The following is a 23,494-nucleotide window of genomic DNA, read 5'->3' on the forward strand; positions in this document are numbered from 1 at the left end:
TTAATGACCATATACGCTCATCCAGTCAAACATTTGGGGGCGAGCTATGGTCAAGGCTGGACGACCGCCGCAGGATCCGGTCAGGCAGGTGGAGCGGGCGCACCGGATCCTGGACGCCGCCGCGGAGCTGATCCTCCGCTGGGGCTACGACAAGACCACCATCGACGACGTGGCCAAGCAGGCGGGCGTCGCGAAGGGCACGATCTATCTGCACTGGAAGACCCGCGACGCGCTCTTCGCCGCGCTGCTCCGCCGGGAGCGGGTGCTTCTGCTGGAGGAGGTCCGCGCCACGGCTCCCGGGACGCTGCGCGAGGTGGTGGGCGGGCTGGCCGAGGCGCTGCTGCGGCGGCCCCTGATGCGGGCGCTGCTGCTCGGCGACGCCGAGGTGCTCGGCAGGCTCGGCAAGCAGAAGCAGGAAAGCGTGACCACACCCGTGCTGACCAGTGCGTTCGAGACCTACCTCGGCGCGCTGACCGGGCTGGGCGTGGCCCGCGCGGACCGGACGCCCGCCGAGCAGCTCGCCGTCGTCTCCTCGGTACTGTACGGATTCCTGTTCACGCAGGGCCTGCTGGCCGAGCCGGTGCGGGTGCCGGACGACCGGCTGCCGGAGTTGATCGCGGACACCGCCGACCGGGCGCTCAGCGCGGGTGCTCCGGCGGACCGAGCCGCCGCCGAGGTGGCGGCCGCCACGAAGGTCTATCTCGACACGGTCGAGGACGTCGCCCGGCGCAAGCTGGCGCTCAGCCTCGGCGTCGCGGAGCGTGAGACGTGAAGACCGTGCTGCCTCTCGGCGACGCCGCCGCCGACCTCGCCACGGCCGGCGGCAAGGGCGCGTCCCTGGCCAGGTTGAGCAGGGCGGGACTGCCCGTTCCCGGCGGCTTCGTCATCACCACGGACGCCTACCGGACCTTCGTCGCCGACTTCCGCGACGAGCTGCTCCAGGTTGACGCCGCCGGCATCGCGGCCCTGTTCGCCGCGCGGGACCTCCCGGCCGGCCTCGCCGCCGAGATCCTCGCGGCCTACGAGGCGATGGGCGACCAGGCGGTAAGGGCCGAGGCGGTAGGGGCCGAGGCAGCAATGGCCGAGGCGGTGGGCGGTGAGGTCGCGGGTGGCGGTGTGGCCGTGGCCGTCCGCTCCTCCGCGACGGCCGAGGACCTGCCCGACATGTCGTTCGCCGGTCAGCAGGACACCTACCTCAACATCCGGGGCGAGGCGCTGCTCGACGCGGTCCGGCGCTGCTGGGCCTCACTGTGGAACCCGCGCGCCATCGCCTACCGCGACCACAACGGCGTGCCGCACGACGACGTCGCGCTGGCCGTGGTGGTCCAGGCGCTGGTCGACGCCGACGCGGCGGGCGTCATGTTCACCGCGAACCCCGTCACCGGCGACCGCGACGAGACCGTGATCAACGCCTCCTGGGGGCTCGGCGAGGCCGTCGTCGGCGGTCAGGTCACCCCCGACACGATCGTGGTGTCCGCAGGAAAGATCACGCAGACGCGTACCGGGGACAAGGCCGTGATGACCGTACGGACCCCCGACGGCACGCACGAGCGGCCGACGCCGGAGGAATTGCGCCACGCGCCCGTGCTCACCGAGCCGCAGGCCCTGGAGCTCGCCGCGCTGGGCGCGCGGGTCCAGGAGTTGTACGGCGCGCCGATGGACGTCGAGTGGGCCAGGAGCGGCGGCGCGTTCGCCATCGTGCAGGCCCGCCCGATCACCGCCATCGGGCAGCGGGTCGAGGAGTGGAACGACAGCCTCAAGGGCGACCATCTGTGGACCGCGGGCAACCTCGGCGAGGCCATCCCCGACGTGATGACGCCCGCCACCTGGTCGTTCGTCCAGCTGTTCATCAGCGAGGCCATGTCCGCCTCGGTCCTGCCCGGCTTCGACCTGATCGGCAACATCGGCGGCCGCTTCTACATGAACCTGAGCGTCGCCTTCTCCGCCGCCAGGGCGCTGGGCATGCAGAGCCGGCTGAGCGCCATCGAGGACGTGTTCGGCAAGCTGCCGCCCGGCCTGGACGTGCCTCTGCTGACGGCCTCCCGCTGGGAGATCGTCAAGGGCGTCCTCCCGGTGGCCGTACGCGTGCGCAGGCGGGTGCGCGCCAACATCAGGGGGTTACGCCCGTTCCTGGCCACCGCCGCGCAGCGGTGCGAGGAGCTCCGCGCCGCCGTCGCGGGCGCCCGGACCGGCCCGGAGCTGGCCGGGCTGTGGACCCGCGAGGGGGAGCCGCACCTGGTCACGGCCTGCCGGATGCTGGAGGCGGCGGGCAGGCAGGGCGGCGCCACGCTCGTCTTCACCCGCGACAGGCTGCGCCGGCTGGTGGGCGACCTCGACGCCGAGGCCATGCTCACCGGCGTCAACGTGGACGGCGAGCTGGCCAGCCTCGGCCTGCTGACCGGGCTCGGCGAGCTGGCCAGGGGCGAGATCACCCGTGCGGAGTTCGCCCGCGCGTACGGGCATCGCGGCCCGCACGAGTTCGAGATCTCCATGCCGCGCCCCGGCGAGGACCCGGCCTGGATCGACGCGCAGCTCGCCGGGCTGCGCGGCTCCAGCGTGGACACCGAGGCGCTGCTGGCCCGCCAGCAACGGGCCCGTGAGGAGGCGTGGGCCCGTTTCGCCCGGCGCTACCCGCGCAGGCTCGCCAGGACGCGGGCCAAGGTACGGCGCTGGAACGCCGTCGTGCGTGACCGTGAGTCCGCCCGGTCGGAGGTCGTGCGCGCCTTCTGGGTCGTGCGCGCGTTCGCCGTCCGCGCCGGCGAGCTCACCGGACATGGCGACGCGATGTTCTTCCTGTCCCGGGAGGAGATCCTCGCCGTGCTCCACGGCGACGAGACCCCGCTGGAGCAGGTGCCGGTGCGGCGGGCGACCTACGAGCGCTACGCCGCGCTGCCGCCGTACCCCGCCCTGATCGTCGGCCGCTTCGACCCGATCCGCTGGGCCGCCGACCCGGACCGGCGCGGCGACCTCTACGACGCGCGCGGCGGCGGCGCCGTCAGCGGCGCCGTCAGCGACACCGTGACCGGCTTTCCCGGCGCGCCCGGCGTGGTGGAGGGCGTCGCCCGGGTGATCTCCGGGCCGGAGGACGGCGACCGGCTCGGACCGGGCGAGATCCTGGTGACGACGCTCACGAACGTCGGCTGGACGCCGATGTTCCCGAGGGCGGCGGCCGTGGTGACGGACATGGGCGCGCCCCTCTCCCACGCCTCCATCGTCGCCCGCGAACTCGGCATCCCCGCCGTCGTCGGCACCGGCAACGCCACCATGAGGCTGCGCGACGGCGACCGCGTCAGGGTGGACGGCGAACGCGGCACGGTCGAGCTGCTCACCTGAGGCGAAGGCGGAGGGCGGAGGCGAAGGCGGATCGGGTGAGGGCCCGACCCGCCCGACCCGCCCGATCCGCCCGATCCGCCCGATCCGCTGGTTTCGCCGTGGTCAGGAGGCGGGGGTGGTGACCTGGTCGGTGGCGGGCAGCGCGTTGGCCGCCACCACCTCGCGGTACCAGTGGGCGCTGTCCTTCCAGGTGCGGACCTGGGTGTCGTGGTCGACGCGGATGATGCCGAAGCGCTTGGCGTAGCCGTGCGCCCACTCGAAGTTGTCCATCAGGGACCACAGGAAGTAGCCCTGGACGTCCGCGCCGCCCTCGATGGCCTCGGTGACGGCCGTCAGGTGCCGGCGCAGGTAGTCCACGCGCTGCTCGTCGTGGATGTGGCCGTCGTCGGACACGACGTCGGGGAAGGCCGCGCCGTTCTCGGTGATCATCAGGGGCAGCTCGGGGTAGTCGCGGTGCAGGCGCAGCAGCAGCTCCGTCAGGCCGGTCTCGTCGATGTTCCAGCCCATCTCGGTGTACGGGCCGGGCTGGCGGACGAAGTCGACGTCGTCGCAGGCGATCCACGGTGAGGCGGCGCCGTTGGCGTGGCCGTCGGCCTGGTCGCGCTCGCTCGTGCCGTCCCACTGGCGGACCAGGACGGGGTTGTAGTAGTTGACGCCGAGCAGGTCCAGCGGCGCGGCGGCGGTCGCCTCGTCGCCGTCCTGGACGAAGGACCAGTCGGTGACGGAGGCGGTGTCCTCGATGAGGTCGCGCGGGTAGGCGCCGTCGAGCATCGGGCCGAGGAAGGCCCGGTTGGCCAGCGCGTCGGTGCGGCGCACGGCCTCGGCGTCCCGCTCGGACTCGCCCCGGATGTGGTGCAGGTTGAGGGTGACGGAGATCTTCGCGGCCGGGTCGATCACCTCGCGCAGCGCCCTGGCCGCCAGGCCGTGACCCAGGTTGAGGTGGTGCACCGCGGCCAGCGAGGCGGCGGCGTCGGTGCGGGCCGGGGCGTGCACGCCGGAGGCGTAGCCCAGGTAGGCCGAGCACCACGGCTCGTTGAGGGTGATCCAGGTGTGCACCCGGTCGCCGAGCGCCTCGCCCATGCGCCGGGCGTACTCGCCGAAACGCAGCGCGGTGTCACGGTTGGGCCAGCCGCCGGCGTCCTCCAGCTCCTGGGGCAGGTCCCAGTGGTAGAGGGTCGCCACCGGGGCGATGTCGCGGGCGCGCAGCCCGTCGACGAGCCGGTTGTAGAAGTCCAGGCCCGGCTGGTTGATCCGGTCACCGGCGCCCGGCAGCACCCGGGGCCAGGAGATGGAGAAGCGGTAGGCGCCGACGCCCAGGTCGGCGAGGATGTTCAGGTCCTCCTCAAGCCGGTGGTAGTGGTCGCAGGCCACGTCACCGGTGTCACCGTTGGCCACCAGGCCGGGGGTGTGGGAGAAGGTGTCCCAGATCGACGGTCCGCGACCGTCCTCGAAGGCGGCGCCTTCGACCTGGTAGGCGGCCGTGGCGGTGCCCCACAGGAAGTTCTCGGGGAAAGCGGGCATGGGGAGTCACTCCTATGATTTCAGGACGATCTCGATGTGATCAGTGTCGCCGTTCGCGGCGACTCGTACGCCGCCGGGGGTGGTCTCAAGAGTGCCGCCGGTGGCGCCGGCGGCTTCGGCGACGCCCGCCAGCAACAGGTTCCAGCGGGCGGGGACACCGTCGGCGCGGCGGGCGTGGACGCGGTCACCCACGCGGGAGACCTCGAACACCGCCGCCGCGCCACCGCTGGTGTCCGGTACGGTCACCGTCCGCCGATCGCCGTCGGCCAGGCGGTACGCCGTCAGGGTGACGTCGTCGGCGTAATCGTAGTCGGGCCGGTCGGAGCGGCCTCCGGTAGGCAGCACCGCGCCCGGCCGCACCAGCAGCGGCAGGCTGTCGAAGCCGTGCCGCTCGGTGTGCCAGCCGGGTCCGCTCACGGTGCCGCCGTCCAGCAGCCGGGTCCAGACGCCGGCCGGGACGTAGTACGACACCTCGCCCTCGGCCGAGAGCACCGGCGCCACCAGCAGGTCGGGCCCGAGCATGTACTGGGCGTCGAGGTACTCGCAGCCCCGGTCGCCGGGGAACTCGAGCTGCATGGCCCGCATCACCGGCATGCCCTCCTGGCTCGCCCGCACCGCCGCGCCGTACAGGTAGGGCATCAGCCGGGCCTTGAGCCGGGTGAAGGAGCGCAGCACGTCGACCGACTCCTCGTCGAACAGCCACGGCACCCGGTAGGACTGGCTGCCGTGCAGCCGGCTGTGCGACGACAGCAGGCCGAAGGCGACCCAGCGCTTGAAGACCGCGGGATCCGGCCGTCCCTCGAAGCCGCCGATGTCGTGGCTCCAGAACCCGAAACCGGCCATGCCGAGGGACAGCCCGCCGCGCAGGCTCTCCGCCATCGCCTCGAAGGTCGACTCGCAGTCGCCGCCCCAGTGCACCGGCAGCCGCTGCCCGCCGACGGTGGCGGAGCGGGCGAACAGCACGGCCTCGCCGGGCCCGCGGCGCTCGGTCAGCACCTCGTGCACGGTCTCGTTGTAGAGCAGGCTGTAGTAGTTGTGCATCCGCTCGGGGTCGGCGCCGTCGGCGTAGACCACGTCGGTCGGCACCCGCTCGCCGAAGTCGGTCTTGAACGAGTCCACGCCCATGTCCAGCAGCCCGCGCAGCTTGCCCGCGTACCACTCACGGGCGGCCGGCGAGGTGAAGTCCACCAACGCCCGGCCCGCCTGCCAGTGGTCGTCCTGCCAGACGGTCCCGTCCGGGCGGCGCAGCAGGTGACCGGCCGCCATACCCTCCTCGAACAGCGCGGACGCCTGCCCGATGTACGGGTTGATCCAGAGGCAGATCTTCAGCCCGCGATCCTTGAGCCGCTTGAGCATCCCCTCGGGGTCGGGGAACACCTCGGGGTCCCACTCGAAGTCGCACCAGCGGAACTGGCGCATCCAGAAGCAGTCGAAGTGGAACACGCTCAGCGGCAGGTCCCGCTCGGCCATGCCGTCGACGAACGAGGTCACGGTCGCCTCGTCGTAGTCGGTGGTGAAGGAGGTGGACAGCCACAGCCCGAACGACCAGGCCGGAGGCAGGGCCGGGCGGCCGGTCAGCGCGGTGTAGCGCCGCAGGATCTCGGCCGGCGTCGGACCGTGGATGATCAGGTACTCCAGGTCGTGCCCCTCGGCGCTGAACTGCACCCGCGACACCGTCTCCGAGCCCACCTCGAACGACACCCGGCCCGGATGGTTGACGAACACGCCGTAGCCCCGGTTGGTCAGGTAGAACGGGACGTTCTTGTACGCCATCTCGCTGCTGGTGCCGCCGTCGTCGTTCCAGATGTCGACCGCCTGGCCGTTGCGCACCAGCGCGCCGAACCGCTCGCCGAGGCCGTACACCAGCTCGCCCGCGCTGAGGTGGAGCTGCTCCATCATGAAGTGCCGGTCGTCGGGGTCCGTCATGGCGCCCAGGCACTTCTCGCCGCTGCGCGTCAGCTCCCGCCCGCCGGCGCTGAAGGTCATGTCCCAGGGCGCGTCCCTGCGCACGCTGACCCGCAGCGAGCCGCTGGTCAGCGTGGCCGCCTCGGCGTCCAGGCCGACCTGGACCGCCGGGTGCTCGTCCCGCACCTCGAACGCGGGCGCGGTGGGCACCGACCCGGCGAGGTGCACCGCGCGGACCCGGATCACCTCGGGCATCGGCGAGGACAGGTCCACCCGCAGCACGGGCCCGTCGATGGTGTTGCCGCGACGGGTGATCGGCCTGGTCGGCGCCAGGATGCGCAGGGTGCCGGCGGTCGGCGGTCCGGCGGTCACGTCGAAGGCCGCGTTGGCGTACGCGCCCCGCGTGCCGGGACGCATCCGCCAGTAGCCGTCTTTGAACTTCATGGTGTCCGTTCTCTTGAGGAGTGCGGGTCAGCCCTTGACGCTGCCCGCGACCAGGTCGAGCCGCCAGAAGCGCTGCAGGAAGAGGAACAGCGCGATGATCGGGATGATCGACAGCAGCGAGCCGGTGATCACCAGGGTGTAGAGGGCGGGCTGCGAGGCGCCCCGGTTGAGCAGTGAGTACAGGCCCACGGTGAGCGGGAACAGGCTGTCGTCGGCGAGCATGATGTACGGCAGCAGGAAGTTGTTCCAGATGGCGATGAACTGCAGCAGGAACACGGTGACCAGGCCCGGCAGCATGACCGGCGCGGCCACCGACCACAGCAGCCTGAACTCGCTCGCCCCGTCGATCCGCCCGGCCTCCAGGATGTCGTCCGGCACGGCCGCGTCGGCGTAGATCCGGCACAGGTAGATGCTGTACGGGCTGATGATGCTGGGCAGGATGACCGACCAGTAGGTGCCCACCAGGCCCATCTCCGACAGCATCAGATACTGCGGGATGGCCAGCGTGATCTGCGGCACCAGCACGCCGGCCAGCAGCGCCCCGAAGATCAGCCGCTGCCCGGTGAAGCGGTACTTCGCCAGCGCGTACCCGGCCGCCGTGGAGACCACGACGGTCAGGAAGGCGCCGCCGCCCGCGTAGATGAGGCTGTTGAGCATCCACAGCCAGAACCGGCCGTCGCCGTAGTCGTTGAGCGCGCTGAGGTTGCCGGTGAAGCCGCCGTTGAAGCTCGGCCACCCGGAGAAGGTGGTGAACAGCTCCTCGGAGCTCTTCGTGGCCGCGAACACCACCCACAGCAGCGGCAGGATGGCGTAGAGCCCGCCCAGCGCCAGCACGATCGTGGGCACGATCTTCGTGCGCGTGCCGCGGTCTCGCAGGACGCTCATCGCTCGCTCCTGTTGGTACGGATCCGGAAGACGCCGATCGCGCCGAGAGACAGCAGCACGGTGGCGACCGCCAGCAGGACCGAGGTGGCGGCGCCGAGATAGATGTCGTTCTCCACGAACGCCTGCTGGTAGACCCGCATCAGGGGCACCCAGTCCTGCGTGATGGTGTTGGTCATCGGCCGCAGCGTGGCCGGCTCGCTGAACACCTGCAGCATGCCGATCAGCGTGAAGACCGAGGTCATGATGAGGGCCGGGCGCAGCAGCGGGATCTTGATCTTGAGCGCGATCTGCCACTCGGCCGACCCGTCCAGCCGCGCCGCCTCGTACAGCTCCTTGGGGATGGCCCGCAGGGTGGTGTAGAGCACCACCATGTTGAAGCCGACCGAGCCCCAGACCGCGATGTTGGCGATCGAGAAGAAGATCGACGCGTCACCGAAGAAGTCGGCGGCGGGCAGCCCGACCGCCTCCAGGCCGGCGCTGACCGGGCTGACCGCGGGCAGGTAGATGAACCCCCACAGCAGGCTCGCGATGACTCCCGGCACCGCGTACGGCAGGAAGATGGTGATCCGCGAGTAGCGCTTGCCGCCGACTCGCGGAGCGTCCAGCAGCAGGGCGAACAGCAGGGCCAGGCCCATGGTGGCGGGCACCATGATCAGGCCGTAGAAGAGCATGTTCCCCAGCGACTCCAGCAGCGCCGAGTCGCGGAACGCGTCGAGGTAGTTCTCCAGGCCGATGAACACCTCGGTACGGATGCCGAACCCGGCGCCGCGCACCCGCATGGCGTGCAGGCTGAGCCAGATCGCGTACCCGATCGGCACCAGGATGAAGACGACGAACAGCGCCACGGCGGGCGCGGTCATCAGGTAGGGCGCCGACGCCGTCCCGCGCCGCCGCGGGGCGAGCTTGTTGACAGTCATGGTCATATCCGTTCTGCGAGCTGGAACGCTCCAAGGGGTCGTCTCAGCCGCCGGAGACCTCGTAGCCCTGCTTCTTGAGGTCCGCCAGGCTCAGCTCCTGGACCTTGGTGGCGACGGCCGCGAAGTCGGACTTCTCCTTCACCGCGGTCGGCATCAGGTCCTCCAGGGCGCCGTAGGTGACGTTGGTGTTCGGGCCCCAGCTGCTGAAGCCGCGGGCGGTCTGCGCGATGGCGGCGGCGGACTCGTAGTAGTCGGTCTGGCTCGCCATGTAGTCGGGCGCGGCGCCCAGCCCGCCGGAGGTCTGGCCGGCCGTGGCCGAGGGGTAGAGGCCGATCTCGACGAGCACCTTCAGCGCCTCGGGGTCGGTGTTCATCCACTTGGCGAACTTGGCGGCCTGCGCCTGCTGCTTGGAGGAGGCGGCGACGGCGGTGGAGGAGCCGCCCCAGAAGCCGGTGAACCGCTCGTCCGCGCTCCACTGCGGCAGCGGGGCCATCTTCCACTTGCCCTTGCTGGACGGGGCGACGCCCGCCAGCACACCGGCTCCCCACACCGCGCTCGGCCAGGCGATGATGGTGCCGTCGTTCATCTGGCTGTTCCACTGCGGCGTGTACATCGGGTCGCCGAGCAGCGTGCCGGAGTTGACCAGCTCGCCCCAGAAACTGAGCATCTTCTTGGTCGCCGGGTCGTCGATGGAGACCTTCCAGGCGCCGCCCTCGTTCGTCCACCAGTTGGCTCCGGCCTGCTGGGCGAAGCCGGACAGCCAGCCCGCGTCACCGGGGGAGAACGTGGTCAGGTAGCGCTTGTCGTCCTTCTTGCGCACTGTCTCGGCCAGCGCGCCGAACTCCTCCCAGGTGGCGGGCACCTTCAGGCCCATGTCCTCGAAGATGTCGGCGCGGTAGAAGAGCATCATCGGGCCGACGTCCTGCGGCACGCCGTAGGTGGCGCCGCCGAAGGAGGTCAGGTTCCAGGTGCCGGCCGGGAAGGCGGACTGCACGTCGCCGATCACGGGGGTCAGGTCCTGCAGGGCGTTGTTGGTGATGAGGGTCGGCAGCGACTGATACTCCACCTGGAGGATGTCGGGCGCGTTGCCCGCCTTGACCGCGGTGAGGAACTTGGCGATCAGCTCGTCGCTGGCGGCCTGGCCGCTGAGGGTGACCTTCTGCGTGGGGTTCTTGGAGTTCCACAGGTCGACGACCCGCTGGATGTTCTCCGCCCAGGCCCAGAAGGTGAGCGTCGCGGCGGCGTTCTCGTCACCCCCGATGGGGGAGGCGGCGGGAGCGGCGGCGTCGCCTGAGTCACCTGCGCCGCCCGAGCCGCAGGCCGACAGGAACAGCATCGCCGCGGACGAGGCCAGGAAGGTTCTTCTGCTGTGCATGGGGGTCTTTCTCCTAGAGGGTGTCGAGCGGGCGCAGGACGGCGACCGCTCTGGGGGCCAGGGTGATCCGTCCCTCCGCCGTGGATCCGGTGAGCAGGTCTTCGGCGCGGTGCGGGATGGGCACCTCGGCGGCGTGGTCACCGTGGTTGAGCAGGAACAGCGCGGGGCCGCGGCGGACCGCCTCGACGCCGGGCGGCACCTCGGGCAGGACTCCGGCGACGCCGGCGTCGGCCAGCGCCCGAGTGGTCAGCTCGGCCAGCGCGTCCTGCTCCGGCATCGTCGCGACGTACCACGCGACGCCCCGGCCGCTGCGGTGCCGCAGCACCGCCGGGTGCCCGGCCAGGTCGCCCTCGGTGAAGGCGGCCACCGGCTCGGCGCCGTCGGAGCGCACCAGCTCGGTCCAGGCGTGCGCGGCGAACCCGGTGCCGTCCGCCCAGCGGCAGGGCACCGGCCGGTCCTCCGGCGCGGGCCGCCACTCCTCGCCCGAGGCGCCCAGCACCTCGCGCAGTGGGGCGGGGAACCGGCCCGTGCGGACGTGCGCGCGGGGGTCCACGACCCCGGAGTAGGGGCCGACCACGAGCACGCCGCCGGCGCGCACGTACGCGGTCAGCGCGGCGGCGTCGGCGTCGCCGATCAGGTAGAGGTTCGCCACCACGACCAGCGCGTACGCGGACAGGTCGGCCGAGGGCGGCACCACGTCCACGGCCACCCCCCGCTCCCACAGCGGCCGGTAGTAGCTGAGCAGCTGGTCGGTGGCGGAGAGCCGGTCGCTCGGCTGGCCGCGCTCCTCCAGCGCCCACCAGCTCGCCCAGTCGTGCACCAGCGCCACCCGGGCGGCGACCCGCGTGCCCGCGACCGGGGCCAGCCGGCGCAGCTCGGCCCCGTGCGCGCGCACGTCGGCGTGCAGCCGGGTGTCGGGACCGGCATGCGGCAGCATCGCGGCGTGGAACCGCTCCGAGCCGAACCGGGAGGCCCGCCACTGGAAGTAGCAGAGCCCGTCCGCGCCACGGGCCACCGCCTGCAGCGACTCCAGGCGCATCTGCCCGGACGGCTTGGGCAGGTTGTGCGGGCGCCAGTTGACCCCCGTGGTCGCCTGCTCCATCAGCATCCACGGCCGCCCGCCGCCGAGGCCGCGCATCAGGTCGTGGACCAGCGCCGTGCGGACCGGGGCCAGCGGGTCGGCCGGATCGGGGTAGTGGTCGTTGGAGACCAGGTCCTCTTCCGGCGCCCACGACCAGTAGTCGACCGGCTTGAACAGACCCATGAAGTTCGTCGTGACGGGCGTGTCCGGGGTACGGGCGCGCAGCAGGTCGCGCTCGGCGCGGTAGTGCGCGAGCAGCGCGTCGGAGCTGAACCGCCGGAAGTCCAGCAGCTGCGTGGGATTGATGAGGTACGGCGCGCGGCGCGGCGTGATGACCTCGGCCCAGTCGCTGTAGCGCTGACTCCAGAAGGTCGTGCCCCAGGCCTCGTTGAGCCCGTCCAGATCGCCGTAGCGCTCCTGGAGCCAGGCCCGGAACGCCGCCGCCGAGTCGTCGCAGTGGCAGATCTGGCCGTACTCGTTGCCGACGTGCCACAGCGCCAGCGCCGGATGGCCGGCGTAGCGGTCGGCCAGGTCGGCCACCAGGGCCAGGGCCCGCTCCCGGTAGACCGGCGAGCTCGGGCAGAACTGGTTGCGGGCGCCGTACCAGAGCCGGTGTCCCGACTCGTCGACCGGCAGCGTCTCGGGCCAGCGGTGGCCCAGCCACGGCGGCGGTGAGGCGGTCGGGGTGGCCAGGTCGACCGCGATCCCGGCGTCGCCGAGCAGGTCGAGCACCCGGTCCAGCCAGCCGAAGTCCCGGGCGCCCGGCTCCGGCTCCAGTCGTGCCCAGCTGAACACGCCCACGGTGACCAGGTTGACCCCGGCCGCCCGCATCAGCTCGACGTCCTCGGTCCAGACGCTCTCCGGCCACTGCTCGGGGTTGTAGTCACCGCCGAAGAGCAGGCCGCGGCCGGCCGTGAGGGTGTGCATGCCCAGGCGTGGCGTCATCGTCGTCCCGCTGTTCTGTCGGCTGTCCGGTCGGCCGGCGGTGGGCCCGAACTGTCGCCGGGGACCAGCCGGCAGGCCACCAGGTGCCGCCGGGGCGGCCCGTCGCCGTCGCCGGTCAGCCGGTCGATGAGCATGCCGGCGCCGAGCCGGCCCAGCTCGGCGCTGGGCGGCTCCAGGGTGGTCAGCCTCGGGTGGAACATCTCGGCGACCCGGGCCGAGGAGAGCACCAGCATCAGGGTCAGGTCACGGGGGATCTGCCAGCCGTGCTCGGCCACAGCGGCGAGCACCCCGACGGCCGCGTGGTCGTTCATCACGGCCAGCGCGGTCACCTCGGGGTGCTCGGCGACCAGCTGTTCGAACGCCTGCCGCCCCTGCTCGGCCGAGTCGGCGCGGAAGTCGCCGACGTAGCCCAGGCCGGCCTCGCGGGCGGCCGCCTCGAACTCCTCGCCGGCGCGGATGGCCGGGCCGTACTGCGCGGAGTAGCCGTCGGTGGAGTGGTTGAAGAAGGCCATCGCGCGATGGCCGAGCCCGGTCAGGTGCGCGACCGCGTCGCCGGCCATCCGGGCGAAGTCGATGTCGGCGTGGTCGATCGGGCCCGGCTCGCGGGTCCGGCCTATCATGCTGAACGGGAAACCGGCCTCCGCCAGCCACCGCGTCCGCTCGTCGTCGAGCCGCACCTCCATCAGCAGCACGCCGTCGACCAGGCCCAGCCCGGTCAGGTGGCGCAGCTCCTCGATCGGGTCGGCGTTCTCCGGCGACAGCAGCAGGTGATAGCCCCGCTCGCTGGCGGCCTCGGCCGCGCCGGTGGCGAACTGCATCTCGGTCAGGCCGAATCCGCTGCGCGGCGCGGGGAACAGCAGCGCCAGGATCCGGGTCCGCTTGCTCACCAGGCCGCGCGCCAGCACGTTGGGGCGGTAGCCGAGCTCGGCGGCGGCCTGCTCGATGCGCTCCTTGGTCGCCGCCGCCACCGGGCGGGTGCCGTTCAGCGCCGCGGAGACCGTGCTGACCGCGACCTGTGCGCGTTCGGCCACGTCGCGTAATGAGGACATCCGGTTTCGGCCCCCTTCGGCCCATGAGAAGCTTGTCGAAACGTTTCGCAAAGCTAAGGGCCGATTTATACAGATGTCAATGGGGGGTTATGGGATGTCCTGAATGACAGGAGCTATGGCTCGACCAGGCCCGCCCGGATGGCGTAGCGGGTCAGCTCCAGGCGGTCCCGCATGCCGAGCTTGCCCAGCACGTTGGCGCGGTGCCGCTCGACGGTCTTGACGCTGATCACCAGCAGGTCGGCGATCTCTTTGGAGGAGTGCCCCTCGGCGATGAGCTTGACGATCTCCTCCTCACGCGGCGTCAGGATGCTGGCCGGCAGCCCTTCGCCCTGGTCGTCGCGCTGCAGGTGGTCGCGGATCAGCGCGGTGATCGCTCCCGGGTAGAGGAACGGCTCGCCGCGCATCGCCGCCCGGCACGCCTCCAGCAGGTCCCGGTCGGCCACCGACTTGAGCACGTAGCCGCTGGCTCCCGCCTTGAGCGACTCGAACAGGTACTGCTCGTTGTCGTACATCGACAGCATGAGCAGGCGGATCTCCGGCCGGCGCCGGGAGATCTCGCGCGCCGCCTGGATCCCCGTCATGCGCGGCATCGCGATGTCGAGGATGGCCAGGTCCACGCCCTCGTCGGCCAGCTCGACGGCTTCGGCGCCGTTGCCGGCCTCGGCCACCACCGTCAGGTCCGGCTCGGCGTCCAGGATCAGCCGTAGCCCGCGTCGTACCAGGGCGTGGTCGTCGGCGAGCAGGATGCGGGTCGGTTCCAAGCTGATCATTTCCCTTCGGCCCGGACCGGAACGGCCAGGCGCACCGCGGTCCCGCCGTCCGGCGGGTGTTCGATGGACAGGCGGGCGCCGATGAGCAGGGCGCGCTCGCGCATGCCCCGGATGCCGGCGCCTTCGTGGATCGGCCCGCCGCGCCCGTCGTCGACGATGGACAGCAGCACGCCGCCCGGCTGCCCGCACAGGGTCAGCTCCGCGCGGGAGGCGTGGGCGTGGCGGCCGATGTTGGTCAGCCCTTCCTGCGCGATGCGATAGAGCACCAGCTCGGCCTCGCCGCCCAGCGGAGGCAGCCCGGTGTCCAGGCGGCGGACCACCTGCACGCCGCTCATCGAGGAGACCTCGGCCGCCAGCGCGTTCAGCGCGCTGATCAGGCCCAGATCCTCCAGCACGCCGGGCCGCAGCCGCCGGGCGACCTGCCGGACCTCGTCCAGGCTGGAGCGAACCGTTTCCTGGATGGCGTGCAGCTCCTCGCGCAGCTCCTCCGGCGCCCGGTCGGCGGCCCGCTTCAGCCCGAGCAGCACCACGGTGAGGCTCTGGCCGATCTCGTCGTGCAGCTCGCGGGCGATGCGCTGCCGCTCGCCCTCCTGGGCGGCCAGGGCGTGCGCGCTGGCCGTGGTCCGCTCGGCCTCCAGCCGGTCGAGCATCGCGTTGAACGCGCCGATCACGTCCGTCAGATCACCGTTGCCCTTGTCGGTGAGCCGGTCGCTGGGCCGCAGCACGTCCACCCGCCGCATGAGCGCGGTGAGCGCCTCCAGCGGGGCCAGGCTCCTGCGCAGCAGCAGCGTGTTGGCGGCCAGCATCAGCGCCAGCCCGATCGTCAGCACCGGGATCTCGGTGAGGAGCACCGGCGAGGACACCGTCGCGGGCGAGAGCGCCAGGACGAGCGTCCCGATGGTGAACACCAGGCCGTTGATCACGATGACCCGCCTGAACAGGGCCTGCACCGGTGTTCGCTGCCGCTGGTCCGTCATGCCTCCACCCTGCCCCCGCGCGAGGACCGGAGTCCATCCGGTGTGGCCACCATCCGCGCCGTACGCCTGCGGGCTCACCCGTGCCGACCTACATGGTGGATGAGGGGAGAGATGGGTGTCAGACCCGATGGTGGCCATGTGTCCCAATTGTCAAGAATTGCGGGACCTGATGCTTTTCCAGTGAAGGACTTGCCATGACAGCACTCTTGATATCGACGCGGCATGTCACATGCGCCACTCGTGCCCGGGTCCGGACGGGACCGCCAGGGCGCGACCGATGACCGGTGTCCTCGCCCTGACCGTCTTCGTGGTGGCGTTCTTCTTCATCGCCACCGAGAAGGTGAACAAGGTCAAGGTGGTGCTCGTCGCCGCCGGCGTGATGGCGGTGTTCGGGCTGATCCCCGGCGCGGAGGTGTTCTTCTCCGAGCACGAGGGGATCGACTGGAACGTCATCTTCCTGCTGTTCGGCATGATGATCATCGTCGGGATCATCAAACAGACGGGGGTCTTCGACTATCTGGCCATCTGGGCCGCCAAGAAATCGCAGGGCCGGCCGTACCGGCTGATGGTGATGCTGATGGCCATCACCGCCATCGCCTCGCCCTTCCTGGACAACGTCACCACGATCATGCTGGTCGCGCCCGTCACCATCATGGTCTGCGCCCGGCTCGCGATCCCCGCCGCGCCGTACCTCATCGCCGAGGTCCTCGCCTCCAACATCGGCGGCGCGGCCACTCTCATCGGGGACCCGCCCAACATCATCATCGGCAGCCGCGCGGGGCTGACGTTCAACGACTTCCTGGTCCACATGGCGCCGATCGTCGTCGTGGTGTTCGCGGTCTTCGTGCTGATGACGCGGGTGATGTTCCGCCGCTCGTTCCACTACAACCCGGACCGGGTGGCCGAGGTGATGGCGCTGCAGGAGCGGCGTGCCATCACCGACCCCAAGCTGCTGCTCCGCTGCATGATCGTGCTCGCCCTGGTCGTCGCCGGGTTCGGCCTGCACGCCGTCGTGCACGTGGAGCCGTCGATGGTGGCCCTGCTCGGCGCGGGCCTGATGATGCTGGTGGCCCGCCCGGACGTCAACGAGACGCTGCGTGAGGTCGAGTGGCCGACGCTGGTGTTCTTCATGGGCCTGTTCGTGATGGTGGCGGGGCTGGTGCACACCGGCGTCATCGCCACCGTCGGGACCTGGGCGGTCGGCGCGGTGGGCGACAACTTCTTCGGCGCGGCGACCGCGCTGCTCTTCGGCTCCGCCGTGCTCGGCGCGTTCTTCGACAACATCCCCTATGTCGCCACCATGACCCCCATCGTCGAAGGACTGGTCGCGCAGGCCCCGGACGCCGGCACCGGGCAGGCGCTGTGGTGGGCCTTCGCCCTGGGAGCCGACTTCGGCGGCAACGGCACCGCCGTCGCGGCCAGCGCCAACGTGGTGGCCATCGGCATCGCCGCCCGCTCGGGGCAGCCCATCTCGTTCTGGCAGTTCACCAAGTACGGGCTGCTCGTCACGGCCGTCAGCTCGGTCATGGCCTGGGGCTATGTGTGGCTGCGCTACTTCGCATGAGCTTCCTGGAGCTTCCCGTGAGCTTCCCGGGAGCTTCGCGTGAGCAAGGGGAGGGGTGGTGACGATGACGTTGCCGCAGTTGTACGTGGTCCTGCTCGCGGGAGGGCTGGTGCTGCTGGCGAGCATCGCCGCCGCCCGCACCGCGAGCAGGCTGGGCCTGCCCAGCCTGCTGCTGTTCCTCGCCGTCGGCGTGCTGATCGGCGAGGACGTGCTGGGCCTGGACTTCGACGACGCCCAGCTCGCCCAGACCCTCGGCACCTGCGCGCTGGCCCTCATCCTGATCGAGGGCGGGCTCAGCACCCGCTGGACCGACCTGCGGAAACTGCTGGCCCCCTCGGCGCTGCTGGCCACCGCCGGGGTCGCGGTCAGCGTCCTGGTCACCGCCGCAGGCGCGCACCTGCTGCTCGGCATGGACTGGCAGCTCGCCCTGCTCCTGGGGGCGATCGTGTCCTCCACCGACGCGGCCGCGGTCTTCGCCGTCCTGCGAGCGTTGCCGCTGCCCCGGAAGCTGGCCGGGATGGTGGAGGCCGAGTCCGGGTTCAACGACGCCCCCACCGTCATCCTGGTGCTGGTCTTCAGCAGTGTCGGCGGGGTGCCCGACCTGGCCACGATCGGCGGGCAGGTGATCTACCAGATCGTCGTCGGCGCGGCCGTCGGCCTGCTGGTGGGCTGGGCGGGGGTGGCCGCGCTGCGCTATGTCGCGCTGCCGGCCAGCGGTCTGTATCCGCTGGCCACGCTCGGCCTGGGCGTCATCGCGTTCGCCGCGGCGGGGGCCGCGAACGCCTCCGGATTCATGGCCGCCTACCTGTCCGCGATCGTCCTCGGCAACGCGGTGCTGCCGCACCGCGCGGCCACCAGGTCCTTCGCCGAGGGCGCCGGCTGGCTCGCGCAGATCGGCCTGTTCGTCATGCTGGGGCTGCTCGTCGACCCCAGCGAGCTGCCCGGCGCGCTGCTGCCCGCCCTCCTCGTCGGCGCGGTCCTGCTGCTCCTGGCCCGCCCCGCCTCGGTGCTCGCCTGCCTGATCCCGTTCCGCGTCCCCTGGCGGCACCAGGCGTTCATCTCCTGGGCGGGGCTGCGCGGCGCGGTGCCGATCGTGCTGGCGACCTTCCCGATCGTGGCGGGCGTGCCGGGCAGCGGCCACCTGCTGAACATCGTGTTCGTGCTGGTCGTCGTCTTCACCCTGATCCAGGGACCGGCCCTGCCGCCGCTCGCCCGCGCGCTCGGCGTGATCCAGCCCGACCAGGCGCGGGAGGTGGACATCGAGTCCGCGCCGCTGGACGTGCTGGACGCCGAGCTGCTCACCCTGACCGTCCCGGCCGGCTCACGCCTGCACGGGGTGGAGGTGGCCGAGCTGCGGCTGCCCGCGCCCGCCGTGATCAGCCTGGTCATCCGGGACCGGGCCACGTTCGTGCCCGCGCCGGAAACCGGGCTGCGGGAGGGGGACACGCTGCTGATCGTGGCCACCGGCGCCACCCGCGAGGCGGCCGAGCGCCGCCTGCGGGCCGTGGGGCGGCAGGGTCGCCTGGCACGCTGGTACGGCGAGCAGGGCGGTCCCGACCCCGCCCGCCTATCCGGTCGCGCCGAGCCCGTCGGCGGCCTGCGGGCCCCGGCCCAGCAGCAGCGCGCCCAGCCACAGCAGCGCCATCCCGACCGCCACCAGGATCGAGCCCCGGCCGTCGGTGAGCGTCGCCCCCGCCAGGAGAACTACGCCGGACACCGCCACGGCGGCGCTCACCGGGGTGACCCGGCGCAGCACGGCTAGGGTGACGGCCAGCACCGGCAGCGCGGCGAAGAACAACTGCGCGCCCGCCCCGTAGACCACCGGCGCCACCCCGGGATAGGCCTGCACCTGGTCGAACAGCGCCCGCATGGCCGCGCCGTCGGCCGCGGTGAACCCGGCGACCAGGTCGATGACCAGCTGGGCGATGTTGGCCGCCACGCTGACCAGCGCCACCCCGGACGCGATCTCCACCAGCGCCCGCCGCCCGCCGGTCACCGGGGCGGCCATCCGCCGCAGCGCCAGCGTCATCACGCCGAAGAACAGGAAACCGGTCAGCCAGACCGCGTGCGCGGCCGTCCACCACGGGCCGGGCACCAGGTCACCGTCGATGGGCAGCATGAGGATCCACCCGCCCAGGAACGCGGCTGGCCCGGCGGTGAAGGAGAGGCGCGCCAGGCGGCTTTCGGAGTTCATAGGGCCACCCTGCCCGTTCGCCCGGCCGGGCCGTATCAGTGATCGCCCCTGAGCTTTCCCCGATCCTCGCTCAGGGGCATGGACGCGTCAGAGCTCCCCGCCGGCGGCCCTGGGCAGCAGGCCCAGACTGGTGGAGAGCTCGCGCGCCGTCCCGGCGATCACCCGGCCCATCTCGTGCGCGTGGGCCAGGTCCGCCAGGCGGGTGACCGACACACTGATCGCGCCCGCGATCAGCCCCCGGTGATCCCAGACGGGCGCCGACACCGCCGCCGGGCTGTCGTCCAGCTCGACGTCGCTGACCACGTACCCGAAGGAGCGCGCGTGGCCGAGATCGGCCATCCACTGCTCCTCGTCGCTGACGGCGGAGTCCAGCCCGGCGGGCAGGGGCGCCCGCAGCAGCCGGCGCACCTGATCCGGCTCCCAGTCCGCGAGCAGCGACCGGCCCGCCGCCGCCATGATCACCGGCACCGAGACGCCCTCCCAGATCCGGTGGTAGGCACGCGAGGAAGGGATCGACACCAGCGTCAGCACCTGGTCGCCGCGGAGCACGCACAGGTGGGCGTCCTCGTTGAAGGTGGTGGCCAGCCGCCGCAGGATCGGCGCGGACACCTGGACGAGCCTGGCCTGCTGCGTCCGTGCCGCCAGCGCGAACAGCCGCCAGCCCAGGCGGTAGCGCCGGGTCAGCGGATCGCGCTCCACCATGCCCTCGGTCTCCAGCGCGCGCAGGGCCCTGGACACCTGGCTCTTCTCCCGGCCCAGCCGCTGCGCGATCCAGCTCACGCCGAACCCGTCGGTATCCAGATCATCGCCGTGACCTGCGAGTACGTCGAGGATCTCCAGGTCCCGGCGGAGCCCGGCGGAGGACACCGCAAGCTTCTCGTCCATCCACATCCGTTCATAACAAGTGCGTTGCGCTAGGTGCAACAAGTTTTGCAATGACCGCAACAAGTCATACGTTTACAAGCCCATGCAAGCGTAAGCGAAGGCGGTAACTCTATGACTTTCAGCGAGTACGTGGTCTCCCGCTGGGACACCCTCTCGCTGGCCGCCGTCGAACATGCCCTCGTGGTCGCGATCGCGATCGCCATCGCCACGGCCGTCGGCGTGGGGGTGGGACTCCTCACCTACGAGAGACCGAAGGCGCGGGGCGCCTCCCTGACAGTGTCCGCCGGAATCCTCACGATCCCCTCCCTGGCCCTGCTCACCCTGCTCATCCCGATCACCGGGCTCGGCTGGGGCTCAACGCTGATAGCGCTCACCGTGTACGCGTTCCTGCCGATCATCAGGAACACCGTCACCGGGCTGAGCGGCGTGGACGTCGCCACCGTGGAGGCCGGACGCGGGATGGGCATGGGCGCCGTCCGCCTGCTGCTGCGGCTGAGGTTGCCGCTGGCCTGGCCGCTGATCCTGGCGGGTGTGCGCATCTCCGCGCAGATGCTGATCGGCATCGCGGCGATCGCCGCCTACGTCGACGGGCCCGGCCTCGGCAGCCAGATCTTCGAGGGGCTCTCCCGGCTCGGCTCCGTCAACTCTCTCAACGCCACGCTCGCGGGCACGCTCGGCATCGTGATCATCGCGGTGCTGTTCGACGCGTTCTTCTCAGCCGTCCGCCATCTGACCACGCCCAGGGGGCTTCGTGTTCGACCGTGATCCCGAAGGAGTCCGCATCGAGTTGCGGGCGCTGACCAAGCACTACCCGGGGCAGCCCGCTCCAGCGGTCGACAACGTCAACCTCGTCATCCCCGCCGGCGAACTCGTCGTCTTCGTCGGCCCGTCGGGCTGCGGCAAGACCACCACGATGAAGATGATCAACCGCCTGGTGGAGCCCACGTCGGGTGAGATCCGCATCGGCGGCGAGGACATCCTCAGCCTGCACCCCGACGAGCTGCGCAGGCACATCGGCTACGCCATCCAGCAGGTCGGCCTGTTCCCGCACCAGACCGTGGGACAGAACATCGCCCTGGTCCCCAAGCTGCTCGGCTGGCCGGCCCCCCGGATCGCCGAGCGGGTGGAAGAGCTGCTCGCGCTGGTGCACCTGGACCCGGCGACGTTCCGGGACCGCTACCCGCGCCAGCTCTCCGGCGGTCAGCAGCAGCGGGTGGGCGTCGCCAGAGCGCTCGCCGCCGACCCGCCGGTGATGCTGATGGACGAGCCGTTCGGCGCCACCGACCCCATCACCCGCGAGCACCTGCAGAACGAGTTCGTCAAGCTGCAGAAGCAGCTGCGCAAGACCATCATCTTCGTCACGCACGACTTCGAGGAGGCCATCAAGCTCGGCGACCGCATCGCCGTGCTGAAGGACCGCTCGCACATCGCGCAGTACGACACGCCCGCCAACATCCTGGCCGACCCGGCCGACGACTACGTGGCCGGCTTCATCGGCCAGGACGCCACGCTCAAGCGGCTCGCGCTGCTCCGGGTGGAGGACGTACCCCAGGAGACGGTGCAGGAGACAGCCCGGGAGACGGCGCAGGAGTCGGCGCGGTCAGGTGGCGCGCTGCCGCGGATCGCGGCGGACGCCAGCCTGCGCGAGGCGCTGGACCTGATGGTCGCGCACGGCACCGACCGGTGCCGCACGCCGTCCGGCGTGCTCACCTACGCCACGCTCTGCGCGGCAGTGGGATCTCCTACGTCCGCCGTCCGGGAGGAAGTGGTCGCCGGTGACCGCTGAAACCCTCACTGTCGGCAAGGCCCGAAACCCCGTCCGCGCCTCGGGCCTGCGCCACCTGCTCACCCCCGCCGCCATCCTCATCGCGCTGGCCGCCCTGTACACCTGGGTCGGCACCCTGGAGCTCGACTCCATCGAACAGCGCAGCCTCAACCGGTCGGTGATCGTCGCCAAGACCATCGAGCACCTCCAGATGACGCTCGTGGCGACCACCCTCGTCGTGATCATCGCGATCCCGCTCGGCATCGTCGCCTCGCGCTCCAAGAGCCGGCTCGTCACCCCGCTCATCCTCACCGCGGGCAACCTGGGCCAGGCCGTGCCCTGCATCGGGCTGCTCGTGCTGGCCACGTTCGTGCTGGGCGTGGGATTCCAGACCGCCCTGGTGGGCCTGGTCGCCTACGCGGTGCTGCCGGTGCTGCGCAACACCATGGTCGGGCTGCAGCAGATCGACCCCGCGCTCATCGAGGCCGCCCGCGGCATGGGCATGACCAAGGGGCAGATCCTGCGCCGGGTCGAGCTCAAGCTCGCCGTGCCCGCCATCCTCGCCGGCCTGCGCACCGCCCTGGTGCTGACCGTCGGCGTCGCCACCCTCGGCGCCTTCGTGGCCGCCGGCGGGCTGGGCGAGCTGATCATCAACGGGCTCAAACTCAACCGCCTGCCCGTGACCATCGTCGGCGGCGTGCTGACCGCGTGCATCGCCTTCTTCATCGACTGGCTGGGCGGGCTCGCCGAGAGCCTGCTCAAGCCCCGCGGCATGTAACCGTTTTTCCGGCAATCCCCCAGCAAGAGGTGTTTTCGCATGCAAGGCCGTCCCCTCCACCGTACGCTCGCGCTGCTCGCCGCGGCCGCGTTGACCATGACCGTGAGCGCCTGCGGTGGATCTGACACCGTCGCCACCGCCAGCGCGGGCGGCGAGCTCGACGGCGCGTCGTTCGTCGTCGGCTCCAAGGACTTCACCGAGAACATCATGCTCGGCCAGATCGCGGTCCACCTGCTGAAGGCGCACGGCGCCGAGGTGGAGGACAAGACCAACCTGGGCGGCACGGTGACCAACCGCAAGGCCCTGCTCGGCGGTGAGATCGACCTCTACTGGGAGTACTCGGGCACCGGGTGGATCGAGCACCTGAAGAACACCGAGCCGATCGCCGACCCGGCCGAGCAGTTCAAGGCCACCTCGGAGGCCGACAAGAAGCAGAACAAGATCCACTGGATCGGCCCGACCCCGCTGAACAACACCTACGCTCTGGCGATCCGCTCGGAGAAGGCCACGGAGCTCGGCGTCAAGACCGTCTCGGACGTGGCGAAGCTCGCCGAGACCAAGCCGGAGGAGGTCTCGATCTGCATCGAGACCGAGTTCTCCACCCGTGACGACGGGCTGCCCGGCCTCACCAAGGCCTACGACTTCAAGATCCCCAAGGACCGGATCGCGCTGCTGGACACCGGCGTCGTCTACACCGAGACGGACAAGGGCCAGACCTGCAACTTCGGCGAGGTGTTCACCACCGACGGGCGCATCGCCGCGCTCGGGCTGACGGTGCTGGAGGACGACAAGAAGTTCTTCCCCGTCTACAACGCCGCCGTGACCGTGCGGGACGAGATCTTCCAGAAGCACCCCGAGCTGGCGGAGGTCTTCAACCCGGTGATCGCCAAGCTGGACGACGCCACCATGCAGAAGCTCAACGCCAAGGTCGACGTCGAGGGCATGGAGCCGGCCAAGGTCTCGGCCGACTGGCTCAAGGAGGCCGGCTTCCTGGGCGCCTGACCCAGGCGGGGACCGGCCGCGGCGTCTCGCCGGACGCGTACGAGACCATGGGCCGAAACTTTCGGCGCCCGCGACCGGGCTACCATGCAGTACGCGCCCGACGA

Annotated in this window: 18 protein-coding genes; 8 read left to right on the top strand and 10 right to left on the bottom strand. The window is 71.3% G+C overall.

Going from position 1 to position 23,494, the window contains the following annotated elements; translation table 11 throughout:
- Nucleotides 1-46: 46 nt before the first annotated feature.
- Together ACIBQX_RS28395 and ACIBQX_RS28400 are read left to right on the top strand one after the other, a co-directional pair.
- The gene (locus tag ACIBQX_RS28395) at nt 47-772 is read left to right on the top strand and encodes a TetR/AcrR family transcriptional regulator (protein WP_397009666.1); all 726 of its coding nucleotides are present in this window, start codon (nt 47-49) and stop codon (nt 770-772) included.
- Nucleotides 769-3,333 carry a PEP/pyruvate-binding domain-containing protein gene (locus ACIBQX_RS28400; protein ID WP_397009668.1) on the top strand — a complete coding sequence of 855 codons (2,565 nt, stop codon included), beginning with the start codon at nt 769-771 and terminating at the stop codon, nt 3,331-3,333. The genes ACIBQX_RS28395 and ACIBQX_RS28400 overlap by 4 nt, the downstream gene beginning before the upstream one ends.
- 102 nt (nt 3,334-3,435) lie before the next feature.
- Here ACIBQX_RS28400 and ACIBQX_RS28405 read toward each other — a convergent pair whose 3' ends face one another.
- The 9 genes from ACIBQX_RS28405 to ACIBQX_RS28445 form a co-directional block, all read right to left on the bottom strand.
- Nucleotides 3,436-4,854 carry a GH1 family beta-glucosidase gene (locus ACIBQX_RS28405; protein WP_397009670.1) on the bottom strand — a complete coding sequence of 473 codons (1,419 nt, stop codon included), beginning with the start codon at nt 4,852-4,854 and terminating at the stop codon, nt 3,436-3,438.
- Nucleotides 4,855-4,866: 12 nt separating this feature from the next.
- Complete coding sequence (gene yicI / locus ACIBQX_RS28410; RefSeq protein WP_397009672.1) at nt 4,867-7,203, bottom strand: alpha-xylosidase; 2,337 nt, start codon at nt 7,201-7,203, stop codon at nt 4,867-4,869.
- A 27-nt stretch (nt 7,204-7,230) separates the two neighbouring features.
- On the bottom strand, nt 7,231-8,088 hold the full coding sequence (locus ACIBQX_RS28415; RefSeq protein WP_397009674.1) for a carbohydrate ABC transporter permease: 858 nt from the start codon (nt 8,086-8,088) through the stop codon (nt 7,231-7,233).
- A complete protein-coding gene (locus ACIBQX_RS28420) occupies nt 8,085-9,005 on the bottom strand; it encodes a carbohydrate ABC transporter permease (RefSeq protein WP_397009676.1) in 921 nt (306 codons plus the stop codon). Before ACIBQX_RS28420 ends, ACIBQX_RS28415 begins: the two co-directional genes overlap by 4 nt.
- A gap of 43 nt (nt 9,006-9,048) precedes the next feature.
- Nucleotides 9,049-10,380, bottom strand: a complete 1,332-nt coding sequence (locus ACIBQX_RS28425) for an ABC transporter substrate-binding protein (protein WP_397009678.1) — start codon at nt 10,378-10,380, stop codon at nt 9,049-9,051.
- A gap of 13 nt (nt 10,381-10,393) precedes the next feature.
- Nucleotides 10,394-12,406, bottom strand: coding sequence for a beta-galactosidase (locus tag ACIBQX_RS28430; protein WP_397009680.1), 2,013 nt, complete (start codon nt 12,404-12,406; stop codon nt 10,394-10,396).
- Nucleotides 12,403-13,455: a LacI family DNA-binding transcriptional regulator gene (locus ACIBQX_RS28435; RefSeq protein ID WP_397009682.1), complete on the bottom strand. Its 1,053-nt coding sequence runs from the start codon at nt 13,453-13,455 to the stop codon at nt 12,403-12,405. Before ACIBQX_RS28435 ends, ACIBQX_RS28430 begins: the two co-directional genes overlap by 4 nt.
- A gap of 113 nt (nt 13,456-13,568) precedes the next feature.
- Nucleotides 13,569-14,225, bottom strand: coding sequence for a response regulator (locus ACIBQX_RS28440; protein WP_397009684.1), 657 nt, complete (start codon nt 14,223-14,225; stop codon nt 13,569-13,571).
- Nucleotides 14,222-15,202, bottom strand: a complete 981-nt coding sequence (locus ACIBQX_RS28445) for a histidine kinase (protein WP_397009686.1) — start codon at nt 15,200-15,202, stop codon at nt 14,222-14,224. Before ACIBQX_RS28445 ends, ACIBQX_RS28440 begins: the two co-directional genes overlap by 4 nt.
- Nucleotides 15,203-15,479: 277 nt before the next feature.
- On the opposite strand from ACIBQX_RS28445, the gene ACIBQX_RS28450 reads away from it, so the two are divergent.
- Nucleotides 15,480-16,766 (top strand): ArsB/NhaD family transporter, encoded by a 1,287-nt coding sequence (locus tag ACIBQX_RS28450; RefSeq protein WP_397009688.1) that lies wholly within the window; start codon nt 15,480-15,482, stop codon nt 16,764-16,766.
- 64 nt (nt 16,767-16,830) lie between these two features.
- Nucleotides 16,831-18,528: a potassium/proton antiporter gene (locus ACIBQX_RS28455; protein ID WP_397009816.1), complete on the top strand. Its 1,698-nt coding sequence runs from the start codon at nt 16,831-16,833 to the stop codon at nt 18,526-18,528.
- A gap of 519 nt (nt 18,529-19,047) precedes the next feature.
- Here ACIBQX_RS28455 and ACIBQX_RS28460 read toward each other — a convergent pair.
- Nucleotides 19,048-19,845, bottom strand: coding sequence for an IclR family transcriptional regulator (locus ACIBQX_RS28460; RefSeq protein ID WP_397009690.1), 798 nt, complete (start codon nt 19,843-19,845; stop codon nt 19,048-19,050).
- 111 nt (nt 19,846-19,956) lie between these two features.
- Between ACIBQX_RS28460 and ACIBQX_RS28465 the strand changes: the two genes are divergently transcribed.
- The 4 genes from ACIBQX_RS28465 to ACIBQX_RS28480 are packed head-to-tail and all read left to right on the top strand — an operon-like array spanning nt 19,957 to nt 23,390.
- Nucleotides 19,957-20,610: an ABC transporter permease gene (locus tag ACIBQX_RS28465; protein WP_397009692.1), complete on the top strand. Its 654-nt coding sequence runs from the start codon at nt 19,957-19,959 to the stop codon at nt 20,608-20,610.
- On the top strand, nt 20,597-21,631 hold the full coding sequence (locus ACIBQX_RS28470; RefSeq protein WP_397009694.1) for an ABC transporter ATP-binding protein: 1,035 nt from the start codon (nt 20,597-20,599) through the stop codon (nt 21,629-21,631). The genes ACIBQX_RS28465 and ACIBQX_RS28470 overlap by 14 nt, the downstream gene beginning before the upstream one ends.
- Entirely contained in the window at nt 21,621-22,388 is a 768-nt protein-coding gene (locus ACIBQX_RS28475; RefSeq protein WP_397009696.1) for an ABC transporter permease, read from the top strand. Before ACIBQX_RS28470 ends, ACIBQX_RS28475 begins: the two co-directional genes overlap by 11 nt.
- Nucleotides 22,389-22,427: 39 nt before the next feature.
- Nucleotides 22,428-23,390 (top strand): glycine betaine ABC transporter substrate-binding protein, encoded by a 963-nt coding sequence (locus ACIBQX_RS28480; RefSeq protein ID WP_397009698.1) that lies wholly within the window; start codon nt 22,428-22,430, stop codon nt 23,388-23,390.
- Nucleotides 23,391-23,494 lie beyond the last annotated feature (104 nt).

Origin of the sequence: Nonomuraea sp. NPDC049714 (assembly GCF_044465295.1) — a bacterium.
Taxonomy (GTDB): Bacteria; Actinomycetota; Actinomycetes; order Streptosporangiales; family Streptosporangiaceae; genus Nonomuraea.

Coding starts and splice junctions, on each gene's coding strand:
- ACIBQX_RS28405 (WP_397009670.1), bottom strand. CDS start 4,854: ATGCCCGCTTTCCCCGAGAACTTCCTGTGGGGCACCGCCACGGCCGCC.
- ACIBQX_RS28395 (WP_397009666.1), top strand. CDS start 47: ATGGTCAAGGCTGGACGACCGCCGCAGGATCCGGTCAGGCAGGTGGAG.
- ACIBQX_RS28460 (WP_397009690.1), bottom strand. CDS start 19,845: ATGGACGAGAAGCTTGCGGTGTCCTCCGCCGGGCTCCGCCGGGACCTG.
- ACIBQX_RS28445 (WP_397009686.1), bottom strand. CDS start 15,202: ATGACGGACCAGCGGCAGCGAACACCGGTGCAGGCCCTGTTCAGGCGG.
- ACIBQX_RS28435 (WP_397009682.1), bottom strand. CDS start 13,455: ATGTCCTCATTACGCGACGTGGCCGAACGCGCACAGGTCGCGGTCAGC.
- ACIBQX_RS28450 (WP_397009688.1), top strand. CDS start 15,480: ATGACCGGTGTCCTCGCCCTGACCGTCTTCGTGGTGGCGTTCTTCTTC.
- ACIBQX_RS28440 (WP_397009684.1), bottom strand. CDS start 14,225: ATGATCAGCTTGGAACCGACCCGCATCCTGCTCGCCGACGACCACGCC.
- yicI (WP_397009672.1), bottom strand. CDS start 7,203: ATGAAGTTCAAAGACGGCTACTGGCGGATGCGTCCCGGCACGCGGGGC.
- ACIBQX_RS28465 (WP_397009692.1), top strand. CDS start 19,957: ATGACTTTCAGCGAGTACGTGGTCTCCCGCTGGGACACCCTCTCGCTG.
- ACIBQX_RS28430 (WP_397009680.1), bottom strand. CDS start 12,406: ATGACGCCACGCCTGGGCATGCACACCCTCACGGCCGGCCGCGGCCTG.
- ACIBQX_RS28480 (WP_397009698.1), top strand. CDS start 22,428: ATGCAAGGCCGTCCCCTCCACCGTACGCTCGCGCTGCTCGCCGCGGCC.
- ACIBQX_RS28425 (WP_397009678.1), bottom strand. CDS start 10,380: ATGCACAGCAGAAGAACCTTCCTGGCCTCGTCCGCGGCGATGCTGTTC.
- ACIBQX_RS28420 (WP_397009676.1), bottom strand. CDS start 9,005: ATGACTGTCAACAAGCTCGCCCCGCGGCGGCGCGGGACGGCGTCGGCG.
- ACIBQX_RS28455 (WP_397009816.1), top strand. CDS start 16,831: ATGACGTTGCCGCAGTTGTACGTGGTCCTGCTCGCGGGAGGGCTGGTG.
- ACIBQX_RS28415 (WP_397009674.1), bottom strand. CDS start 8,088: ATGAGCGTCCTGCGAGACCGCGGCACGCGCACGAAGATCGTGCCCACG.